The sequence below is a fragment of the Endozoicomonas montiporae CL-33 genome, assembly GCF_001583435.1.
In the GTDB taxonomy this organism is placed as follows: domain Bacteria; phylum Pseudomonadota; class Gammaproteobacteria; order Pseudomonadales; family Endozoicomonadaceae; genus Endozoicomonas_A; species Endozoicomonas_A montiporae.
This window is the reverse complement of sequence record NZ_CP013251.1, coordinates 2,497,717-2,517,944: the sequence shown is the minus strand read 5'-3', so window position 1 is coordinate 2,517,944 and position 20,228 is coordinate 2,497,717. Positions and strand designations below refer to the sequence as shown.

The 20,228-nt window shown below is 51.2% G+C and carries 23 protein-coding genes; 5 read left to right on the top strand and 18 right to left on the bottom strand.

Annotated elements, in window-relative coordinates:
* Positions 1 to 12 precede the first annotated feature (12 nt).
* Positions 13 to 1,794 (top strand): type IV secretion system DNA-binding domain-containing protein, encoded by a 1,782-nt coding sequence (locus EZMO1_RS11490; RefSeq protein WP_034873305.1) that lies wholly within the window; start codon positions 13 to 15, stop codon positions 1,792 to 1,794.
* A gap of 68 nt (positions 1,795 to 1,862) precedes the next feature.
* Here EZMO1_RS11490 and EZMO1_RS11485 read toward each other — a convergent pair whose 3' ends face one another.
* The 9 genes from EZMO1_RS11485 to flgB form a co-directional block, all read right to left on the bottom strand.
* Entirely contained in the window at positions 1,863 to 2,180 is a 318-nt protein-coding gene (locus tag EZMO1_RS11485; RefSeq protein ID WP_034873304.1) for a rod-binding protein, read from the bottom strand.
* 49 nt (positions 2,181 to 2,229) lie between these two features.
* Positions 2,230 to 3,363, bottom strand: a complete 1,134-nt coding sequence (locus EZMO1_RS11480) for a flagellar basal body P-ring protein FlgI (RefSeq protein WP_236631944.1) — start codon at positions 3,361 to 3,363, stop codon at positions 2,230 to 2,232.
* A gap of 11 nt (positions 3,364 to 3,374) precedes the next feature.
* Positions 3,375 to 4,100, bottom strand: coding sequence for a flagellar basal body L-ring protein FlgH (locus EZMO1_RS11475; protein ID WP_082211672.1), 726 nt, complete (start codon positions 4,098 to 4,100; stop codon positions 3,375 to 3,377).
* Between the two features lie 25 nt (positions 4,101 to 4,125).
* Positions 4,126 to 4,911, bottom strand: coding sequence for a flagellar basal-body rod protein FlgG (gene flgG, locus EZMO1_RS11470; protein WP_034873303.1), 786 nt, complete (start codon positions 4,909 to 4,911; stop codon positions 4,126 to 4,128).
* Between the two features lie 71 nt (positions 4,912 to 4,982).
* Positions 4,983 to 5,720: a flagellar basal body rod protein FlgF gene (locus tag EZMO1_RS11465; protein WP_034873302.1), complete on the bottom strand. Its 738-nt coding sequence runs from the start codon at positions 5,718 to 5,720 to the stop codon at positions 4,983 to 4,985.
* A 16-nt stretch (positions 5,721 to 5,736) separates the two neighbouring features.
* Entirely contained in the window at positions 5,737 to 6,981 is a 1,245-nt protein-coding gene (gene flgE, locus EZMO1_RS11460; protein ID WP_034873301.1) for a flagellar hook protein FlgE, read from the bottom strand.
* An 80-nt stretch (positions 6,982 to 7,061) separates the two neighbouring features.
* Entirely contained in the window at positions 7,062 to 8,000 is a 939-nt protein-coding gene (locus EZMO1_RS11455; RefSeq protein WP_051789489.1) for a flagellar hook assembly protein FlgD, read from the bottom strand.
* Entirely contained in the window at positions 8,000 to 8,410 is a 411-nt protein-coding gene (gene flgC / locus EZMO1_RS11450; RefSeq protein WP_034873300.1) for a flagellar basal body rod protein FlgC, read from the bottom strand. Before flgC ends, EZMO1_RS11455 begins: the two co-directional genes overlap by 1 nt.
* A gap of 35 nt (positions 8,411 to 8,445) precedes the next feature.
* Positions 8,446 to 8,835: a flagellar basal body rod protein FlgB gene (gene flgB / locus EZMO1_RS11445; RefSeq protein WP_034873299.1), complete on the bottom strand. Its 390-nt coding sequence runs from the start codon at positions 8,833 to 8,835 to the stop codon at positions 8,446 to 8,448.
* A gap of 332 nt (positions 8,836 to 9,167) precedes the next feature.
* Between flgB and flgA the strand changes: the two genes are divergently transcribed.
* The 3 genes from flgA to EZMO1_RS11430 all read left to right on the top strand — a co-directional run bounded on the left by flgA (position 9,168) and on the right by EZMO1_RS11430 (position 10,911).
* Positions 9,168 to 9,959, top strand: a complete 792-nt coding sequence (gene flgA, locus EZMO1_RS11440) for a flagellar basal body P-ring formation chaperone FlgA (protein ID WP_034873298.1) — start codon at positions 9,168 to 9,170, stop codon at positions 9,957 to 9,959.
* Between the two features lie 148 nt (positions 9,960 to 10,107).
* Positions 10,108 to 10,392 (top strand): flagellar biosynthesis anti-sigma factor FlgM, encoded by a 285-nt coding sequence (gene flgM, locus EZMO1_RS11435; protein WP_051789487.1) that lies wholly within the window; start codon positions 10,108 to 10,110, stop codon positions 10,390 to 10,392.
* 33 nt (positions 10,393 to 10,425) lie between these two features.
* Positions 10,426 to 10,911, top strand: a complete 486-nt coding sequence (locus tag EZMO1_RS11430; protein ID WP_034873297.1) for a flagellar protein FlgN — start codon at positions 10,426 to 10,428, stop codon at positions 10,909 to 10,911.
* Between the two features lie 33 nt (positions 10,912 to 10,944).
* Here the strand turns inward: EZMO1_RS11430 and EZMO1_RS11425 are convergent, their stop codons facing one another.
* From EZMO1_RS11425 to EZMO1_RS11405, 5 genes are all read right to left on the bottom strand, one after another.
* Positions 10,945 to 11,376 carry a flagellar export protein FliJ gene (locus tag EZMO1_RS11425; protein WP_034873296.1) on the bottom strand — a complete coding sequence of 144 codons (432 nt, stop codon included), beginning with the start codon at positions 11,374 to 11,376 and terminating at the stop codon, positions 10,945 to 10,947.
* Positions 11,354 to 11,536 carry a hypothetical protein gene (locus tag EZMO1_RS11420; RefSeq protein WP_034873295.1) on the bottom strand — a complete coding sequence of 61 codons (183 nt, stop codon included), beginning with the start codon at positions 11,534 to 11,536 and terminating at the stop codon, positions 11,354 to 11,356. Before EZMO1_RS11420 ends, EZMO1_RS11425 begins: the two co-directional genes overlap by 23 nt.
* 249 nt (positions 11,537 to 11,785) lie before the next feature.
* Positions 11,786 to 13,054, bottom strand: a complete 1,269-nt coding sequence (locus EZMO1_RS11415) for a WD40 repeat domain-containing protein (protein WP_034873294.1) — start codon at positions 13,052 to 13,054, stop codon at positions 11,786 to 11,788.
* 205 nt (positions 13,055 to 13,259) lie between these two features.
* Positions 13,260 to 14,585, bottom strand: a complete 1,326-nt coding sequence (locus EZMO1_RS11410) for a WD40 repeat domain-containing protein (protein WP_061509462.1) — start codon at positions 14,583 to 14,585, stop codon at positions 13,260 to 13,262.
* A gap of 391 nt (positions 14,586 to 14,976) precedes the next feature.
* Positions 14,977 to 16,473, bottom strand: coding sequence for a WD40 repeat domain-containing protein (locus EZMO1_RS11405; RefSeq protein ID WP_034873291.1), 1,497 nt, complete (start codon positions 16,471 to 16,473; stop codon positions 14,977 to 14,979).
* A gap of 196 nt (positions 16,474 to 16,669) precedes the next feature.
* Here EZMO1_RS11405 and EZMO1_RS27295 point away from each other — a divergent pair, with 196 nt between their 5' ends.
* Positions 16,670 to 16,819, top strand: coding sequence for a hypothetical protein (locus EZMO1_RS27295; protein ID WP_222842225.1), 150 nt, complete (start codon positions 16,670 to 16,672; stop codon positions 16,817 to 16,819).
* A gap of 206 nt (positions 16,820 to 17,025) precedes the next feature.
* Here EZMO1_RS27295 and EZMO1_RS26200 read toward each other — a convergent pair whose 3' ends face one another.
* The 4 genes from EZMO1_RS26200 to parM all read right to left on the bottom strand — a co-directional run bounded on the left by EZMO1_RS26200 (position 17,026) and on the right by parM (position 20,200).
* Complete coding sequence (locus EZMO1_RS26200; protein WP_145912571.1) at positions 17,026 to 17,208, bottom strand: hypothetical protein; 183 nt, start codon at positions 17,206 to 17,208, stop codon at positions 17,026 to 17,028.
* A 110-nt stretch (positions 17,209 to 17,318) separates the two neighbouring features.
* Positions 17,319 to 17,612: a TIGR01212 family radical SAM protein gene (locus EZMO1_RS11395; RefSeq protein ID WP_034873289.1), complete on the bottom strand. Its 294-nt coding sequence runs from the start codon at positions 17,610 to 17,612 to the stop codon at positions 17,319 to 17,321.
* A gap of 61 nt (positions 17,613 to 17,673) precedes the next feature.
* Positions 17,674 to 19,032: a flagellar protein export ATPase FliI gene (fliI, locus tag EZMO1_RS11390; protein WP_034873288.1), complete on the bottom strand. Its 1,359-nt coding sequence runs from the start codon at positions 19,030 to 19,032 to the stop codon at positions 17,674 to 17,676.
* Positions 19,033 to 19,213: 181 nt separating this feature from the next.
* Positions 19,214 to 20,200 (bottom strand): ParM/StbA family protein, encoded by a 987-nt coding sequence (parM, locus tag EZMO1_RS11385; RefSeq protein WP_034873287.1) that lies wholly within the window; start codon positions 20,198 to 20,200, stop codon positions 19,214 to 19,216.
* Positions 20,201 to 20,228: the final 28 nt, after the last annotated feature.

The window sequence follows — 20,228 nt, the reverse complement described above, 5'->3', positions numbered from 1 at the left end:
CAAGTAAAATCCATGCAATCGACAAAGTTAAAAACGCTTGAACGACTGTCACCCCTGCCGGCCTTACTGATATCGATTGTGGTTTTCATTGGTATCACCAGCCCCCAGGCACGACACGAAACAGCCGCCCTGCTGAACGCAACCATGAACGTTCAGGTTCTGCAGGACACCAGTTACAACCTTCCGGTTCGCACCAGCGATGGTCAGGTCTACATGCGCAGCGGCAGCAGCGTCATAGAAGACACCACCATTCAACGCAGCGCCATGGTCACCCTGGCCTCCACCCTCGCTTCCATCATTCTCTTTGTTATCCTGTGGATGACCGTCAAATTTTTCTGCCGCAGCACCAGCCACGTTATCCAGCGTCGTAAAGAAATCGAGGCAGACAACAATCGCATTGTCGAAGCCGCCGATCTGCGCAAAATCACGGCAGAACGCCCCAGCGTGTCCAGAATGCAGTTTGCCGGCATTCCGATGCCAGAAAAATCAGACACCAGCCACCTGATTGTCGTCGGTTCTCCCGGCTCCGGTAAAAGTGTCAACATCAAGGAAACGCTGGTTGGCATTCGTGCTGCCGGAAAAAAAGCCATTGTCTTCGACATCAACGGCGAGTTCATCAGCCACTTCTACCGTCAGGATAAAGACATCATTCTGAACCCGATGGATGAGCGCAGCGCCTCCTGGGACATCTGGTGCGAATGCAATCGCAGCTACGACTACATTCGTATGGCAAAAGCCCTGATTCCCGACCATAAAATGGAGCAGGACTGGTCAACCGGCGCGCGTACTGTTCTGGCGAAACTGGCACAGGATCTTGGCGATACCGAGAATCCCAACACCGATATCCTGCTGGAGCAAATTCGGGAGATCGAAGACAGCCGGATTGTTGAAATCCTTTCCGAAACCGACTCGGCACCGATTCTGGCCAAATGGGGTGAAGAAGAAGCCTGCATGGGTATTCGCGGCGTTCTGATTGCCTCCATCCGCCCCATGCAGGAATTGTCCAGTGAAAACTTCCGCTTCTCTGTACGTCGCTGGGCATTCAATGAAAACGACGACAGCTGGTTATTTATCAGCACTCACTCCGACGAGATTGATGTTCTGAGACCACTGACCACGGTCTGGCTGGAATTTGCCTGCAGCACCCTGATCAGCCTGCCACCCGACCATCTGCGCCGTTTCTTCTTTGTCGCAGACGACCTGACCCGGCTTAACCTGATCCCGTCACTGCAGAACTTTATGATTCAGTCCCGCAAAATCGGCGCCTGCGCCATTCTGGGTGTTGACTCGGTAATGCGACTGACGGAAATATACGGCATGAGCACAGTGCAGGCGATCAGCCGCTCCTGTGAAAGCTGGGCCTCCATGCGCTGCAGTGATTACAGCACCGCCAAATGGGCATCGAGCAAACTGGGTAAACGCAATACCGTTCAAAAAACTGAAATCACTTACAGCGGCAAACATCAAACTCAAACCACTGAACGTCAATTGACCATGCCTATTGTCTCCCCTGAGCAGATACATGAACTGCCGGATATGCAGGGCTTTATACGCATGGGCGACGACCGCCATCCAGTGGCTAAATTTAACAGCGTTGCACGCAGCTGGCCTGTCATAGCACCTGCATTTATACCCAGAGCTATTAATGAAGAAGAAGTGGAAGAGAGTATTCTCGCCAACGCATCGGAAGATAAGCCTGACGACTCAACAACTTCTGAACCCCCGGAATCAACTGCAAGCATAAAAGCTACCATCGCTGACAGCCCAATACCCTTCAGCAATACCGCAGCCTGACCCACCCGGCAAAAAAAAGAGCACCGCCTTACAGCTGGTGCTCTTTTTTTATCTTGCCGAAGCAATAGTCATCCACCCTGAAGTGTTTCCACCTGGGCAACAATGGCATCTGCCAGCCCTAACCCCTGACTTCTCGCCAACTCCAGCGCCAACCGGGAATCCTGAAACTCTTGCCAGAATTTCTGCTCGCGACTGTTCAGCAAGCCATCTTCCGCTATCGCCTCATTCGCATCGCGCATACTTTTCAACATCTGCTCCAGCATCATCGCCTCAAAGTCCTGAGCCGCGGCTCGCAGAGCAGAGTCTTCACCTGCCGCCTCTCTGGCAGCAGGCTTTATCTGGTTTAACGACTGAGAAGAAGCACTTTGCAAGCTTAAAATATCCATCAGATCACTTTCTTATCAAATAACGAGCTTAATCAAATAACGAGCTTAATCAAATCACTAGCAGCTCAGCCTGCAACGCACCCGCCTGCTCCAGCGCCTGTAGCACAGCCATCAAATCCGCCGGTGTTGCACCCACGGCGTTAATCGCATTCACTACATCCTGCAGCGAGTTACCTTCCGGTACCATAAACAGGTGTTTATCACCCTGATCGACGACAATGTTCGTATTGGGCACCACCACCGTATCACCGCCACTGAAGCCCGGCGGCTGACTGACCGTAAAATCTTCCCGAATCGTCACCACCAGATTGCCATGACTCACCGCAGCCGCGCGCAGACGAATATGCTCGTTCATCACGACGGTGCCGGTTCGACTGTTCAGTACCACCTTGGCAATGGTGTCGCCTTCATTAATGCGCATGGTTTCCAATACAGACATATAGGCAACACGCTGACTGGGGTCAGCAGGAGCGCCTACCCGAACCGTTGCACCATTTTCCGCCCAGGCCGTTTCAGGACCAAACTTCTCATTAATGGCACGCACAATGTTGCCCGCTGTCGTAAAGTTAGGTGACCGCAGGTTCAGCTCAATATGATCCTTGGAGGCAAAACTGCTCGGCACTGCCCGCTCGATAATGGCTCCGTTAGGAATACGGGCAGCCGTTGGAATATTCACGGTGACACTGGAACCACTGTTACCGCGGGCAGACATACCCGTTACAATCAGATTACCCTGCGCCAGCGCATACACCTGACCATCCGCCCCTTTCAGCTGGGACATCAGCAGGGTACCGCCCTGCAGACTGCTGGCATCACCTATGGACGACACCGTTACATCAATACTCTGTCCGGGACTGCCAAACGGTGGCAGCGTAGCCGTTACCGACACCGCCGCAATGTTCTTCAGGTTGGGGTTCGCACCTTCAGGCATCTGAATACCCAGCTGGCGCAACATATTATTCATGGACTGGGCAGTAAACTGCGTCTGTCGGGTTTTATCGCCGGTACCATCAAGACCGACCACCAGACCATACCCCACCAGTTCGTTACTACGAACGCCCAGTATATCCACCATATCCATCAGTCGTCGTGACGACTGGTGAGACTCCGCCAGCACTGGCGCCGAAACGGTCATCGCTACCGCCGTCAGAACACAGGCTGTTTTTGTTAACCACTTAAACACGCTGCTCTTCCTCACATTGGCATCACTGGACTATTAAAGAAACGCATCAACCAGCCTGCCTCATTGGCATCTGCCAGTGGCCCGTCTCCGGAGAACACCAGTCGGGCACTGGCGAGACGCTGGGAAGAAACACTGTTATCCGGTGCAATATCTTCCGGTCTCAAAATGCCGGATACCCGAATATAGTCGTCTCCCTGATTCAGGGTCAGCCACTTTTCACCGCGCACCAACAGCGTCCGGTTTGGTAGCACCTTCAGCACCGACACGGTAATAGAACCGTCCAGCATATTCTGCTGGGTACTGGAACCACTGCCACTGAAACGACGATCCATGGACATGCCGGAATCCGGCTCCTTGCGTCCAAACAGCAAAGGTCCGGGCAGATTCACCGAGTTATCTTTACGGAAATCGGTACCGGAAGACGTGTTGGAACGGGTCTGCTCATCCAGTACAACGGTCAGAATATCGCCAACCCGATACGCCATACGATCTTCATACAGGCTACTACTGTAGGAAGGATTAAACAGACTGCCGTTTACTATCTCCTGGGATTCCGTATCCGGCATGGGCAACGCCATCATTTCAAATATCTGATCCGGTGTTCCTGCCTGATCTGCCTCTTTTGGCCCGGACGGCTCAGGCATGGTGACACAGCCCGCAAGAGACATTGCCAGAACCGGAAGCAGACCTTTCTTAACGCTGTTTTTCACAAGAGCAGTGTTTATAAAAAAAGGCATGATGCAAAAGCTCTCTTACTGTTTATCACAGCGTCTGGTTAGCGAAGCGCAACATATCGTCGGCAGCAGAAATCACCTTGGCGTTCATTTCATAGCCACGCTGAGCGGTGATCATGTTCACCATCTCTTCCACCATGTTCACGTTGGAAGACTCCAGCGTGTACTGCTTCACCGCGCCCACTCCGTCTTCACCGGGAATCGCTTCAAAGGGCTGACCACTGGAAGCGGTTTCGGCAAACAGGTTGCCACCCAGCGCACTCAGACCGGCCGGGTTAACAAAGTTTGCCAGCGTAATCTGACCCAGTTCCTGCGGATTCGGATCACCCGCCAACGATGCACTCACCAGACCATCAGCTCCCACTGTCAGGGACAGGGCATCTTCCGGAATCTCAATGGCGGGTTCCAGCGGATAACCATTGGCAGTCACCATCTGACCATCCGAATTCAGGTGAAACTGACCATTACGGGTGTACGCCATGGTACCGTCAGGCTGCAACACCTGAAAAAAGCCCTGACCTTCAATCGCCATATCCAGCTGGTCGGTGGTGGTCACGTAAGAACCGGTGGTGAACACCTTCTGCGTGCCAGACACCCGAACACCGGTACCCATCTGAATACCATTAGGAATCTGGTTACCTTCGGTGTTATCTGCACCCGGTTGACGCTGAACCTGATAAAACAGGTCTTCAAACACCACTCGATCGCGCTTGAAGCCGATGGTATTGACGTTCGCCAGGTTATTGGAAATAACACTCAGCTGCTTGTCCTGTGCAGTCAGACCTGTCTGACCCGTCCACAAAGCTGGATTCATTGAAAACTACTCACAAAAAAACAGGCCGGTACGTTGATGGTTCAGAACCCGGCACCCGCCTGTATGAAAATTTATCGTCTCAGCAACTCATCGCCTGCCTGCGCAATACGCTCAACAGACGACATCATTTTCAGTTGCATTTCAAAGTTACGGCTCAGGTTGGTGACCGCTACCATTTCAGCGACGGCATTGGTATTACTGCCTTCCAGATAACCACTGACCACGGTCACTGCTGCATCTTCAGGTACTGCCACATCTTCGCCAACACGGAACAGACCGTCACCACCCTTGGCCAGATCAGCCGCCTGTGGATTTACCAGACGCAGAACGTCTACCATAACGATCTCGTTCTCTGCAGCACCATTCATCACCACAGACACACGACCATCGGCACCAATGGTCAGCTTTTCATAATCCGGCAACTGAATCGGGCCACCCTGCCCTGCCACCATCCAGCCCTGCGCATTACGCAACACACCATCGGCATCAGCAAAAAAGCTACCGTCACGGGTATAGGCTTCCTCGCCCTCATCATTCACCACGGTCAGCCAACCGTCGCCCTGAATGGCAACATCCAGATCCCGGCCAGTGAACGATAACTGTCCGTTACTCAGGTCAGTCCACTGTTCGCCATTCGCCACATGCACCCGGGTCTGCTCGCCTTCCCCTTCGACCAGGGAAGACACGGCATTCAGGTAATCCGCCCGAAAACCATCGGTGGTGATATTAGCCAGATTATTGGCGTGCATTCTTTGGGAATGCATCGCCCGGGTCGCACCACTGAGAGCGGTGTATAACGCCTTATCCATTAAACCTCAGCTCCGCTTAAAAGGTGTTCAGCAGGTAGCGGGTGTTTTCATTGGCGGTAGAGATCGTTTTGGTATTGGCCTGATAGGCACTCTGCGCCACGATCATATCAACCAGCTCGCCACTCATATTAACGTTGGAATTTTCCAGCGCACTGCTGGTTAATTTGCCCAGTGTACCGCTGCCCGGCAGACCAATGATCGGGCTTCCGGACTCAGGAGATTCCGTCCAGCTGGTATTACCCGCTGTGGTCAGGCCGCCAGTGTTCGGGAAGTTCGCCAGCGCCACATAGCCCTGAATCATGCTCTCACCATTGGAGTAAGTGGCCACAATAGCCCCTTCATCAGAAATCGACACACCCAGGAAAGAACCCGCCTGATAGCCATCCTGGCTGTTTCGGCTAACAGAGAAATCATTACCGAACTGACTGAAATCAGAGACATTCATTTCCAGATTCAGAGGGGATGCACCATTACCCAGAGACACTTCCGGCAGATCAAAGACGCCTGGCGTCGTACCACTCATCGGATCACTGCTGGCCAATACACCGTCTTCATCAAAGGTCAGGGTGGCAGCAAAGTACTCACCACTGCCCGGCGCCGTTTCTACACGCTCACCATTAATTTCGTACTGAACTTCCCAGGTGGCAGGCTCATCAGCGGTTTTGATGTAGTAAGCCGTTACCTGCTGTTCATTACCCAGAGAGTCGTAAACCGTGGTGGTCGTGGTGCTGTGGTAAGAGTTTGGATCAGCCGGATCAAACTCGTCAGCATCCAACACATCCACACGGGCATCGAGGTTAGCACCCAGATTCAGAGAGCTGGTAGAACGCGCAGCAATATCAGCGGTATTAATAGGCAGCTCAACCAGCTGACCTTCAATCACATTACCATTGCCGTCTACAGCAAAACCCATCAGCTTCTGTCCCTGATTGTTCACCAGGAAGCCGTCTTTGTCGGTGCTGAAATTACCGGCGCGGGTGTAATACTGCTGACCGTTGGAATCTTCCATCACGAAGAAACCACCGCCCTCAATCGCCAGATCGGTCGCACTGGAGGTATACAGCAAATCACCCTGAGCAAAGTTAGTTTCGATAGCAGCCACATAAACACCACCACTGCCTGTTGCTGACGAGTAAACGTCGGCAAACTGGGTATTCATGGATTTGTAGCCGGTGGTATTGGCATTGGCGATGTTATTACTGATGGTATTCAGGCTCTGGCTGGCAGCATTCAGGCCACTAACGCCGGTATTCATTGACATTGGTATTTACTCTCTGGTGTCTGGCTGCTGCATTTCAATTCAGCAGCCAGTCTGATTCAAACTAAAAACTGGATTAAACGTTATCGAACTCGTCTGAACATGGCATCGCGGTGTGACACCGGCTGACTCTTCTGTCGTTCATTCGAGCGCATACTCTGGGGCTTATGAAAAGGATTTATGGTCCAGCGCTCACCATCACGCATCGTCTTTTCCATATGACCGGCCACACTGGCAAAAGGATCAATTTCCGGCAAAGACGGCAACTGACCGGGCCGCTCCGGGCGCTGACCTTCCTGCCCGCCATCCCCGCCACCGGCAACATAATCACCCTGAAACTCGGTAATACTGTATAAAGGCACCAGTCCAATGCCTTTCACATCAACCAGCACATCCTGCCCGCCACCGGGAATCACCACACTCAGCACGACACTGCGCTGAACAACGGCCTGTTCCAGATCACTGCCGTCTACTTCGGCGTAGGCATACATCATATAAGTGTCGTCTTCGAGCGACTTCTTCAGATCATTCAGGTCGTAAGGTACTTTGCCGCTTTCTGTCTGCTCACCCAACTTCAGGGTATCAACCGGATCGTGATCCTTAGGTTCATCATCCTGCTTATATATTTCCAGATTCAGATCACTGGCCGCATAATTCAGCAAAATCTCACCGCTTGGCAGCCGACCATTTTCCACTTTGAAAAGGTTAGCGATGACCATCACTTCCTTACCCACCAGGTTGGAAGCATACAAACCCTGAGACTGATACATCTGATCACGCAGCTGATTCATGGCATGCACCAGCTCGGCATTCTGTTCCATCATGGTCAGGTCAGCCAGCTGGGAGACCATCTGGGCGTTATCCATGGGAGCGGTAGGGTCCTGGTACTGCAACTGGGTCAACAACATTTGCAGAAATGCTTCACTGTCCAGTCCCATGGAAGCATTTGCAGAGCCCACGGCCACAACACCGAGTAGTAAGCCAGCAGTGATCTGACGAGCTTGTTTAATAAAACCAGCCATCACTGCCCCAGACTCAGCAGGCGCTCCTGCATACGACGGGCGTTGCTCATCACTTCAACGCTGGTCTGATAGTTACGGGTGGCGCTCATCATATCGGCCATCTCCGCCACCACATTGACATTCGGGTAGAAAACATTGCCGTCTTCATTCGCCAGCGGGTTATTAGGCTCATAACGCATCAGAGGGTCTGCCTGACTTTGCAGCACCTCCCGGACTTCTACCTGACTGCCCAGCTCCATCTGTGCTGACCGCATCACTTCGGAAAACACCGGACGACGGGCTTTGTATACTGCGTCCGGTGAAGCGGCTGCAGTTTCGGCATTGGCCATGTTGCTGGCAATGGTATTGAGTCGCAGGGTCTGGGCATTCAGGCTGGACCCGGCAATGTCGTAAATACTATTCAGGGACATAAACGATTACTTACTTCCAATCGATCCGGCGCTTATCACTGACCATTAATGGCGCGCTGCAGACCTTTCATTTTCATGTTCAAAAACGCAAAGCTGGTCTGAAACTCCATACTGTTGCGCATGTAGGCAGCCTGTTCGACGCCCAGTTCTACCGAGTTGCCATCACTTGAAGGCTGTCGAATATCCCGCTCAACCACTGAGGCTTCCTGCTCTGTACCCGGCAAAGTAATATGACGGCTACTGGTCTGCTGCAACCGCATCTGAGCCTGTTGCTGCCCGAGAATATGATCAAAACTCAGGTCTTTTGCCTGATAGCCCGGCGTATCAACGTTGGCAATATTGCTTGCCAGCACCTCTGCCCGCCGGGTTCGATATTGCAATGTGTCGGGCAATACACCCAACGCACTCTCAAAGTTAATAGCCATGTCAGCCTCGGATAGACAATCTTGCTTGGGAAATCGGTTCCGGTTTAACGATGCATTTGCAGCGATTTGATATAACCAGCGTTCATTAAAAGCAATCGTTATGCCAAAAAGCCACCTCTACGTACATAACCCTATCCAGAACACCACCAGGCTCGGCAAACACCCACTGAAAAAATAATTTGCTTACTCTGCAGCTATGTAAATCCACTCAATAGCCATTCTCTGCAATACTGGTATCATCCGATGAAAGTCAGCCCATCATTGGCTGACCAAACACAAACCCGCATAATGAATAAACAGCGGAAATCTATTTCCCCTTTTGCACAAACACCATGACATTCCGCATAAACATTCAGGTTCACGACAATAACAAACGCCTTTTTTTTACGACTAAAGCCGTACAGCTGACCCGTATAGTGATGCTGATCGCAGCCATTGCCGCCCCCACTTGCCCGGCGTTCGCTGAAACCAGCAAAAAACAAGAAGAAGAGCAACAACAGCAACAACTGAACCGTTGGGTTTACGAGGCTCTGGAAGAAAAGGCACAGACTCTTACCCATACGATCACTAACAGCCATTACGACATCAGCCTGAACAGCCTGCCAACCCTTCCCTTTGCCCATTGCGAGTCAAAACCCGACATTACTTTTTTGACTGCAATGGAGGCCGGCAGTCAGCGAATCAAAGTAGAATGCGCCACACCCAACCGCTGGTCGCTTTACGCCAGAGGGCACATCAGCCTGTTTGTACCGGTGCTGGTTGCAACGCGCACATTAAACCGGGGCGACCCGATCAACGATAACGACGTTACACTGAGGGAAATGGACATCAGCCAGCTGCGCCGGGGTTATTTCATCAACACGGATCACTTTGCCAACCAACAACTGAGCCGAAGAGTTCGGGCAGGGGACGTGCTGACGCCACATTCGCTGCAGGAAGCCCACCTGATTCGACGGGGCGACCGCATTGCCATCGTTGCCAGCAACGACAACTTCACCATCAGCATGCCCGGCGAGGCGCTGGAAGATGGGCGACTGAACCAGCAGATCAGGGTTCGCAACCTTTCCAGCGGCAAAACGGTTCGTGGCATGGTTTCCGGAAACAATGAAGTGAAAGTGCTGTAATAACAATCGCGCTTAATATTTCCGCAAACCGGTCGTTTCCGGAAACAGGCAATGACGAAAAACGGCACATCCGATCTGTCTGTTTTTTGAGACAACCCCATGCAACCTGTAAACTGTCTGCTGTGCACTGGACAGACCAAGCGATTCTATGACCACAATTACTGACATTAACTCTCTGCAACTGGTGAGCAGCACCAGTCGGAAAAAAAGCCAGAATAAAGAGACTGCAAGTGAGGCCGGTAGCGACCTGTCCATCAGTACCACCTCAACCCTTTTGAGCGAAGCGGAAGACAAAGCGTATTCAGCGCCGGATATTGATGAAGCCAGAGTAGAGTCCATTCGCCAGGCCATTCAAAATGGCGAGATGGCCATTGATCATCAAAAGCTGGCACAAAAAATGCTTGAGTTCGAACTCACACTATTTGATGACTGAGTTAGCATGAGTTCCTTCCAACAAGCCCCCGCAATGGCAAACCCGTATAAACAGTCTGTTATTGCAACCATCCATCAGGATCTCGATTTGTACAACGACCTGCATGGACTTCTGGAGCAACAGCAGGCATTTATTCTGAACAGGGATCACCAGGGACTGGCCGAGTCGGCAAAAGCCATTACCTCCGTGATGCTCAATGCCAGAGAAAACCGGGCAAAACGCTCACAGGCCATGCAACAAATCGGCCTGATCAACTCGCGCTCAGGTATGGAAAGCTTTCTCGAGCAGTTGGTTGCAACAGAAAAACAGGAAGTCACCGAAGACTGGCAGGAACTGATGGAACTGGTTGAAGAGTGCAAAGCCATCAATCAGATCAATGATCAGGCACTGAAACTGCAAAATGAAGCGGCCGAAAAAATACTCAGCCAGCTTCCGGTTCAGGGCAGCAACAGCAAAACCTATTCCAGCACAGGTGTAGAGCAGCCATCCAGCCGCTCCATTCTAAACACCCAAGCCTGACATCCGGCAAGACGCCAGAGACCAAAAAGGCAGCTAAAACAGCTGCCCCCGCAACATCACTGAAGACGCTTCATCAAACATCTTCTGTTCCTGTCTGGCAGCCTTCTTGTCCAGCTTTTTCTGATGACTGTCAAACAACGCCTCAGCCGTACGCAACCTTAGTCGTTCATGAGTGTACTTATGCTGAGTTGCACGACACTGCGCCTGCTGCACATCGACCTGCTGACGCTGATGCAGTACCGCATTGTGTACCGACTGAGCCATCATCTGGGCACTGTTAAGCAGCAGGCCATCGGCCTGTCGCGCCTCATCCCAGACATAGTTTTTCTGGTAGTCTTCAAGCTGCTGAAGACGAGTCTCTTCCTGCACCAGTTTACCCTGGTGCTCGGCCAGCTCCTGCTTTACCTGCTGACACTGCATTTCCCTGAGTGCCTTCAATTTATCAAGCTGACGACGCTTTCTCATACAACTTTACCTTATAAAAAGCTTTTGCGACATTATCGCTGGTCGCATACCAGCGATCCCAGAAGCGGATGGCGTTTCTGGCATTTCTTTTTTCTTTTCCGGTTTTCTTGCTATCGCCAAAATCAATTGCCTGCTGTTTGGCAATGGCGGCAACAATCATGTACTCGTTATACCAATTCCGCTTTCTAAATATGACTATGAGCAAGTCATTCCGGGTTGCGGGACAATACCCTGAAGGGCATAAAGGCGGAACAACGAGTAATAGCCAGCTACCTGTGACCTTAGGATATTGCGAGGAGTTCCAACGCAGCTCCCGTGGTTCAGAATGGCTGCGCAATTCATGTTCAGAAGGTGGAATTGGTATAACCTTTCAGTTTTGAGTCCTGCCCGGGATCGTTTATCAACGACATCATGGCAATAGCATCCCTCCTCCAAGAACAGCCATGAATAATGCGACTAACGGGGTTGTAGAAGTCGAATCATTATGTACTTCAGTGTCTTTACTGACGATCCGATAAATACTGACTCCATCTTTCCTGGCGACTGCCAGCTTAGTGCCGTCGGGGTTGAAGCCAAGGTCATATAAATAGGCTTTCTTATAGCTGATGATCTGCGGAGAAATGGACAGATCCTTCGGATTATAAAACCTGACCGTTCCATCAGACAACCCTACTACAAGCCAGATGCTGCCGGGACTAAAAACAACGGAAGTTAACCCGTTACCGACTGACAAGGCGTGAGTGAGGGTAAAGAACGAAGAGTCACTTTCCACTTTATAAACCCTGAGAGTTTGATCCACACCCACAGTTGCCAGGTAATTACCGTCGTCACTGTAGTCCATGTCGTATATAATTCCTGTCGCAGCGGACAAGTCTTGCAAAAGGTCGGAAGTCGTCGCGTTATAAATCCAGACGTCCGTATCCCCCGTCGCAACTGCCAGCTCGGTGCTGTATTTGTTGAACTCAAGATCATTTACACCGCTTACCCGATTATCGATCAGGCGGTACAGCCTGGAGAATGAGTCCGTCACGTTATAAACCATGACCTCGGTGTGAGCGCGGTCATCCGCTCCGACGGCAAGAAGAGTGCCTTCGCGGTTGTAGACAACGCTCTTTATCGGCATGGTTGCATTCAGGGTTTTCAGGTGGGCGAACGAGCCGTCGTCGAGAACCCTGACCTGCTTATCATCCCCCCCGAATGCCAGCTGGCCGTTGTTGAAGTCAACGCTTGGTACCCAGTTACCTGAATGTTCGGCGTATTGGAGTTTGGACTCCCTTCCGGCTCCTACAGTAAAGATTTGAACGGCACCAGAATATGGACACCCTTTCAAACCGCCGGAACCTATTCCCACAGCCAAGATATCTTCCCTGTTTTTCCTGCCCCATGAGATGCTAAAAGGAATGTAAGGCTTACAATGACGTTTTGGCGAGCTGCTGCCTGTCGTGGGGATGGGGGTGGGGGTTGATTGCGTCAGGACGCTACTGCCTGTGGGCATGGGGGTCGATGTGACTGTTTCCGGCAACCGGTTCGGATCTATAGGAATCACATACTCTAATAGAATTGTCGTTTCTGTTGGCTGTTGAGCGTTGGGAGCTGTTTGAGCCTGCGCCTGTAAACAGCTTGCTACCAGTGGAATAACCAGGCCCGCAATAGCCCAGTTCTTTTCAATACTACTCATTACTTTTCTCCAAAACCTCGGACAAAAACACTATCCCGCTTCCCGTAAAGTCGACTGCCACAAAGCAATCCGGGAGGCTGTCCGGGAGGCTGTCCGGGAGGCTGTCCGGGAGGCTGTCCGGGAGGCTGTCCGGGAATAGTCTCTTATCGGGAGGCATCTACAAACACAGAAGAATCAGAACGACTAATACCAATAACTAACGACATCATGGCAACAGCATCCCTCCTCCAAGAACAGCCATGAATAGTGCGACTAACGGGGTTGCAGAAGTCGAATCATTATGTACTTTTGGGGTTGTAGAAGTCGAATCATTATGTACTTCTGTAGTGTCTTTTCTGGTGATCCGATAAATACCGATTCCATCACTTCTGGCGACTGCCAGCACAGTGTCGTTGTCGTTGAATTCAAGGTCATATAAACGGGCTTGTTTATAGCTGATGATCTTCGGAGAAATGGTTAAATCCTCCGGATCATAAAACCTGACCGTTCCATCATACAGCCCTACTACAAGCCAGATGCTGCCGGAACTAAAAACAACGGAAGTTAACTGGTCACCGACTAACAAGGCGTGAGTGAGGGTAAAGAACGAAGAGTCGCTTTCCACTTTATAAACCCTGAGAATTTGATCCACACCCACAGTTGCCAGATAATTACCGTCGTCGCTGTAGTCCATGTCTAATATAGCTCTTGGTGCAGCGGCCAAGGTTTGCAAAAGGTCGAAAGTCGTCACGTTATAAATCGTGACTTGCGTATTCCCCTCCGCAACTGCCAGCTCGGTGCTGTATTTGTTGAACTCAAGATCACTTAAACTAAATAGCCTATTCATCCGGCGGTACAGCATGGAGAATGAGTCCGTCACGTTATAAACCATGACCCCGGTGTTATCGCCGTCATCCGTTCCGACGGCAAGAAGAGTGCCTTCGCGGTTGAAAACAACGCTCTTTATCCGCATTGTTGTATTCAGGGTTTCCAGGTGGGCGAACGAGCCGTCGTCGAGAACCCTGACTTGCTTATCATACCCCCCGAATGCCAGCTGGCCGTTGCTGAAGTCAACGCTTGACACCCAATGACTTGAATGTTCGATGTGTTGGAGCTTGGGCTCCCTTCCGACCCCTATAGTAAAGATTTGAAGGGCACCGGTTTTTGGACACCCTTTAAAACCGCCGGAACGTATTCCCACAGCCAAGATATCTTCCCCATTCTTCCTGCCCCATGAGATGCTAAAAGGAATGTAAGGCTCACAATGACGTTTTGGCGAGCTGCTGCCTGTCGTGGGGGTGGAGGTGGAGGTGGGGGTGGTGGTGGGGATGAGGGTTGATTGCGTCAGGACGCTACTGCCTGTGGGCATGGGGGTCGATGTGACTGTTTCCGGCAACCGGTTCGGATCTATAGGAATCACATACTCTAATAGAATTGTCGTTTCTGTTGGCTGTTGAGCGTTGGGAGCTGTTTGAGCCTGCGCCTGTAAACAGCTTGCTACCAGTGGAATAACCAGGCCCGCAATAGCCCAGCTCTTTTCAATACTACTCATTGCTTTTCTCCAAAACCTCGGACAAAAACACCATCCCGCTTCCCGTAACGTCGACTGCCACAAAGCAACCCGGGAGGCTGTCCGGGAATAGTCTGCCTTATCCGGAGGCACCCTCAAACACAGAAGAATCAGAAAACACAGAAGAATCAGAAAACACAGAAGAATCAGAACGACTAATACCAATTCACCTTCTAAACATGAATTACGCAGCCATTCTGAATCACGGGAGCTGCGTTGGAACTCCTCGCAACACCCAAAGGGCACAAGTAGCTCGCTATTACTCGTCGTTTCGCCTTTATGCCCTTCAGAGTATTGTCCGGCGATTCTGAATGACTTGCTCATGGTCATATTTAGAAGGCGAAATTGGTATAACGCCAGCCCAACAACGACATCATGGCAACAGCATCCCTCCTCCAAGAACAGCCATGAATAGTGCGACTAACGGGGTTGTGGAAGTCGAATCATTATGTACTTTCGGGGTTGTAGAAGTCGAATAATCATGTACTTCCGGGGTTGTAGAAGTCCAATAATCATATACTTCCGGAGTTGTAGAAGCCAAATCATTATATACGTCTGTAGTGTTTTTTCTGACGATCCGATAAATACTGATTCCATCATTTCTGGCGACTGCCAGCATAGTGCCGCTGTCGCTGAATTGAAGGTCATATAAACGGCCTTCCACGGCTTGCTTATGGCTGATGATCTGCGGAGGAATGGTTAGATCCTCCGGATCATAAAACCTGACCGATCCATCAGACAACCCTACTACAAGCCAGGTGCTACCGGGACTAAAAACAACGGAAGCTAACTTGTGACCGACTAACAAGGCGTGAGTGAGGGTAAAGAACGAAGGGTCGCTTTCCATTTTATAATAAACCCTTAGAATTTGATCCCCCCCCACAACTGCCAGATAATTACCGTCGTCACTGTAGTCAAGGTCATTTACAGTAGCTGACTCAGCGTCCAATTTTTGCAAAAATGCGGTAGTCGTCGCGTCATAAATCCAGACTTCATTTCCATCCTCCGCAAATGCCAGCTCGGTGCTGTCTTTGTTGAACTCAAGAACACCTACACTGCCTCGCCTATTATTCCTCAAGCGGTGCAGAATGGAGTATGAGTCCGTCACGTTATAAACTATGACCTCATTTTTATCGCTGTCATCCGTTCCGGCGGCCAAAAGAGTGCCTTCGTGGTTGTAGACAACGCTCTCTATGTTCATTGTTGTATTCAGGGTTTTCAGGTGGGCGAACGAGCTGTCGTCGAGAACGCTGATCTGCTTATTATGCCCCCCGAATGCCAGCTGGCCGTTGTTGAAGTCAACGCCATAGATCCACTGACTTACATGTTCGGTGTGTTCGAGTTTGGGTTCCCTTCTCCCCCCCAAAGTAAAGATTTGAACGACACCAAAATTAGAAGATTTACATCCTATAAAACCGCCGGAACTTATTGCCACAGCCAAGATATTTTCCCTATATTTCCTACCCCATGAGATACTCATAGTGACAGGAAGAACGTCAGGATCACAATCATAACGTTTTGTCGGGATGCTTCCTGTCGTGGGGGTGGGGGTGGGGGTGGGAGTGGAGGTTGATTGTATCAGGACACTACTGCCATTGAGCGTGGGGATTGATTGTATCAGGACACTACTGCCATTGAGCGTGGGGATTGATTGTATCAGGACACTACTGCCTGCGGGCGCGGGGGTTGATGTGACTGTTTCTGGCAATCGATTCGGATCTACAGGAATCACATGCTCTAATAGAAATCGAATTGCCGTTTCTGTTGGCTGTTGAGCGTTGGGGGTTGTTTGAGCCTGCGCCTGTAAACAGCTGGCTGCCAGTGAAATAACCAGGCCCGCAATAGCCCAGCTCTTTTCAATAATACTCATTGCTTTTCTCCAAAGTCCCGGACAAAAACACCATCCCACTTCCCGTAAAGTCGACTGCCGCAGAGCAACCCGGGAAGCTGTCCGGGGATAGTGCCCGTAGCAAGGATCGTAGAAAATTGAGGATAAAAATTCGGTTTTGAGAGGTGAATAGCAAGCTATTCAGCGAAAAAAGTGGATTTTTAGACTAATTTGCTACTTGCTACGACCGCACGACGGCATGGGTGCCGGAGCCAGGGAAACGCAGGAGCAGTTGCCGGCAGGGCAGACTATTCCCCAAACTATTCCCCAAACTATTCCCGGACAGCCTCTCAGGATATCCCCCACCTGCGTGGGCATGACACGGTAAGGGGTATATCCTGTTTTTTTGTCTTTTGCGACAGCCTCGAAAGCGGAAATGACGACTAACCGTATGGATATCAAAACCTGGCTGCACTGGTTTTGATACCTCGAACCGTTTTCCAGATTGCCGTGGCCATAAGAGGAAACAGAAAACCTGAAGACTCTGCCCAGTTATATTTGTCAGTCGGCGTATACTTAAGACCACTTTAGAGGTCATGTCAAATGGGTGTGATGCAACGGGTGCAAATCAGAAGCAAGAACCGGATCCGGCACACAGTCTGGACGAGTGCCAACGGCCAGACCAATGACATCGGCATCAGACAATGCTTCGTCACAATAACGTCTCAGGTCATCAACAGAGCCGTAATACCAATTCCGTTTTCTAAATATGACCATGAGCAAGCCAATCCAAATCGCCGGGCAAGGAAGAACGACGAGTAATAGCTGGCTATTGCGAGGAGTTCTGACGCCGAACCAGCGGTTTGGAATGGCTGCGCAATTCATGTTTAGAAGACGGAATTGGTATAAGTATTACGGTATGACTGGAAGTAAGCGATGAATTTTCCCGCTCCGGTACGTTTAGGTACTTTATCTTTGGCAGATTGAATCCTGGCAGTGATGTCTCCGGCATTGGTCGTATCAGGGCTGAACGAAGCGTTGTTGCAGAACGTGCAGCCTCCAATACCTTTTGTGCCATCGCGGTTTGGGCAGGTGAACGAAGCATTGACGGAAATTTTGTGGACCTTTTCACCGTATTTGGCACGCAGATAGCCTCCAAAGGTATTGACAAATCGTGTCATGCCCACAAAAGAGGGCACCCGGAGTTTTTACAAGGAGTTTTTACAAAAGTGCGACAACGTACTATGACTGAACAGGGCGGGTATCACGCCGGACATTCGGCCATAGATTTTGCAGACTATCGAGCGATTGCTGAAAATCCGCTGCCTCATGAATGCCCTGCTGCAACAATCCGGCCATCGCCGGATACATCTGAATAGACTGGTCAATCATTGGATCAGTACCCTTGCGGTAGGCACCCAACGCGACCATTTCACTGTTCTTGTTATAACGCGCCAGAGTCTGGCGAAACTGTCGCGCCAGTTTCTGATGCTCGTCACTGGTCACCTGCGTCATCACCCGGCTGATCGACTGTTCTACGTCAATGGCAGGGTAATGGCCGGATTCAGCCAGCTCGCGACTCAGCACAAAGTGCCCGTCCAGAATGGCTCGCGCCGAATCAGCTATTGGATCCTGCTGATCGTCACCTTCTGACAACACCGTATAAAATGCGGTCATGGAACCTTGACCGTTTTCACCATTACCGGCACGCTCAACCAGTGTCGGGAGCAGGCTGAACACCGAAGGTGGATAACCTTTTGTTGCAGGCGGTTCACCAACAGCCAGCGCCACTTCCCGCTGCGCCTGGGCAAAACGGGTGAGAGAATCCATCAGCAGCAATACATCCCGACCCTGATCCCGAAAATATTCGGCAATACGATGGCACAATCTGGACGCCCGCAGTCGCATAACCGGCGAGCTGTCTGCAGGCGCAGCAATAACAACCGCACGCTTCATACCTTCTTTGCCAAGACTGTGCTCGATAAATTCCTGCACCTCCCGGCCACGCTCACCGACCAAACCCACCACGGTAATCTCGGCACTGGTATAACGGGTCATCATGCCCAGCAGAACACTCTTACCAACACCACTGCCCGCAAACAGGCCCAGACGCTGCCCTTTACCCACCGTCAGCAGACTGTTAATGGCACGAATACCCACATTCAGAGGTTCAGCAATAGGGCGACGCTTCAGCGGATTAATCGACTCACCTTCCAGCGAGGTACTGTCATCCGCATCCAGCGGACCTTTACCATCCAGCGGACGCCCTACTCCATCGATTACCCGCCCCAGCAGATTCTCACCCACCGGTATGCGCGTGTCGGTATGAATAGGCCGAACCCAGTCACCACTACTGAGATTGGCGGGCTGTTCCAGCGGCATCAAAAACAGACGACCGCCTTCAAAGCCGACTACTTCTGCCTCTAGAGCAGAACCATCCTGTCGTTCAATCAGACAACGTTGTCCGGTACTCAGACGACAGCCCGAAGCCTCAAGGCACAACCCTTTAACGCGCTGCAAACGGCCATACACCTTACCGGCTGGCACATGCATTTTTTTGCCTGCAGACTGTAGCCGGTCTGACAAACTTGCTTCTTTCATCGTCGTTTATCCTGGAGATAAGAACCCGGCAACGCTTCACATTTGGAATGTAGGTTGGGACAAGCGAAGCGCCTCCCAACACGGTGACTAAATAAAAACCTGTGAACCAGCGGTGAAAATTGACCAACCGTGTAGGAAGATCGTGTACCGCTCGCACCAACCTACCTTGTCTACAGAAACCTCAGCTTCTGGCCTTCAGCATTTCCAGCTTGTAAATACCACGGGAAATGGCCATATCCGGCTGCTCGGGAATCAATACCTCGACACCCATTGCTTCAGCAAGGTCACGACCCATCAACGCAGCACCACCGCCAACCATCAGGATCTTGTCCAGCAGTGAAGGCGTAGACACCATGGCTTCCAGCTCGCGCAAAATGGTCTGCATCACATTGCGGCTGGCACGCTGAATCAGTTCGGAAACGTTCATGTTTTTCAGGCGACCGGTTTTAACCGCTTCTTCAGCCAGCGCACGAGGGATACGTTTCAGGCCAAATTCCGGGGCTGCCAGTTCAGAAAAACGCTCGACCACCGTCAAGACACCTGTACTAAAGCTGTCGTAAGACTCAATGGTGCCATCAGGCGTGACGACCGATACGTCTGTTGTCGTACCGCCGATATCCACCACCAGAATTTTCATGCCTTCTTCGAAACCGGGCTTAAGGGAGCCATCGTCGTTGCGAATGGTATCAAACAGGGCAGGAATACCTTCCGGATAGACCTTGCAGTCGATAATTTCTGCCAGCTGATGTCCTGCAGCCGATTTAATACCGCCCAGCACATTACGCTTCTTGTTGGCAATCAGCTTCTGATTGATAGGCGCACCCTGCACCTTTGAGAAAAACTGATTCATTGGCAGGGTGACCGCCACGCGCACCGGACGGCCGGCAAAGCCACTCTGACGCAGTGTTTCATGCACCAGCGCACGGTTGGCCTCGGATGTCTGGTAGGAAGGGATGTTTGTACGAATAATGTCGTCAAAATCGCCATTTACCGTGTACTCGCCACCTTCCTCGGTGAAGTAGGCAGACCCGGAATAACCATTGATATCCACCTTGGCCTGCTCGGCTACGCGGGATGGCACAACATGAGTCACAATAGCGCCGTTTTCAGCCCGATACGTTGCCTTTGCCTGGGCAGAACCTTCATCAATAACGACCAGAGAGGTCATAGATCACTCCAGATCACCAATACGACAT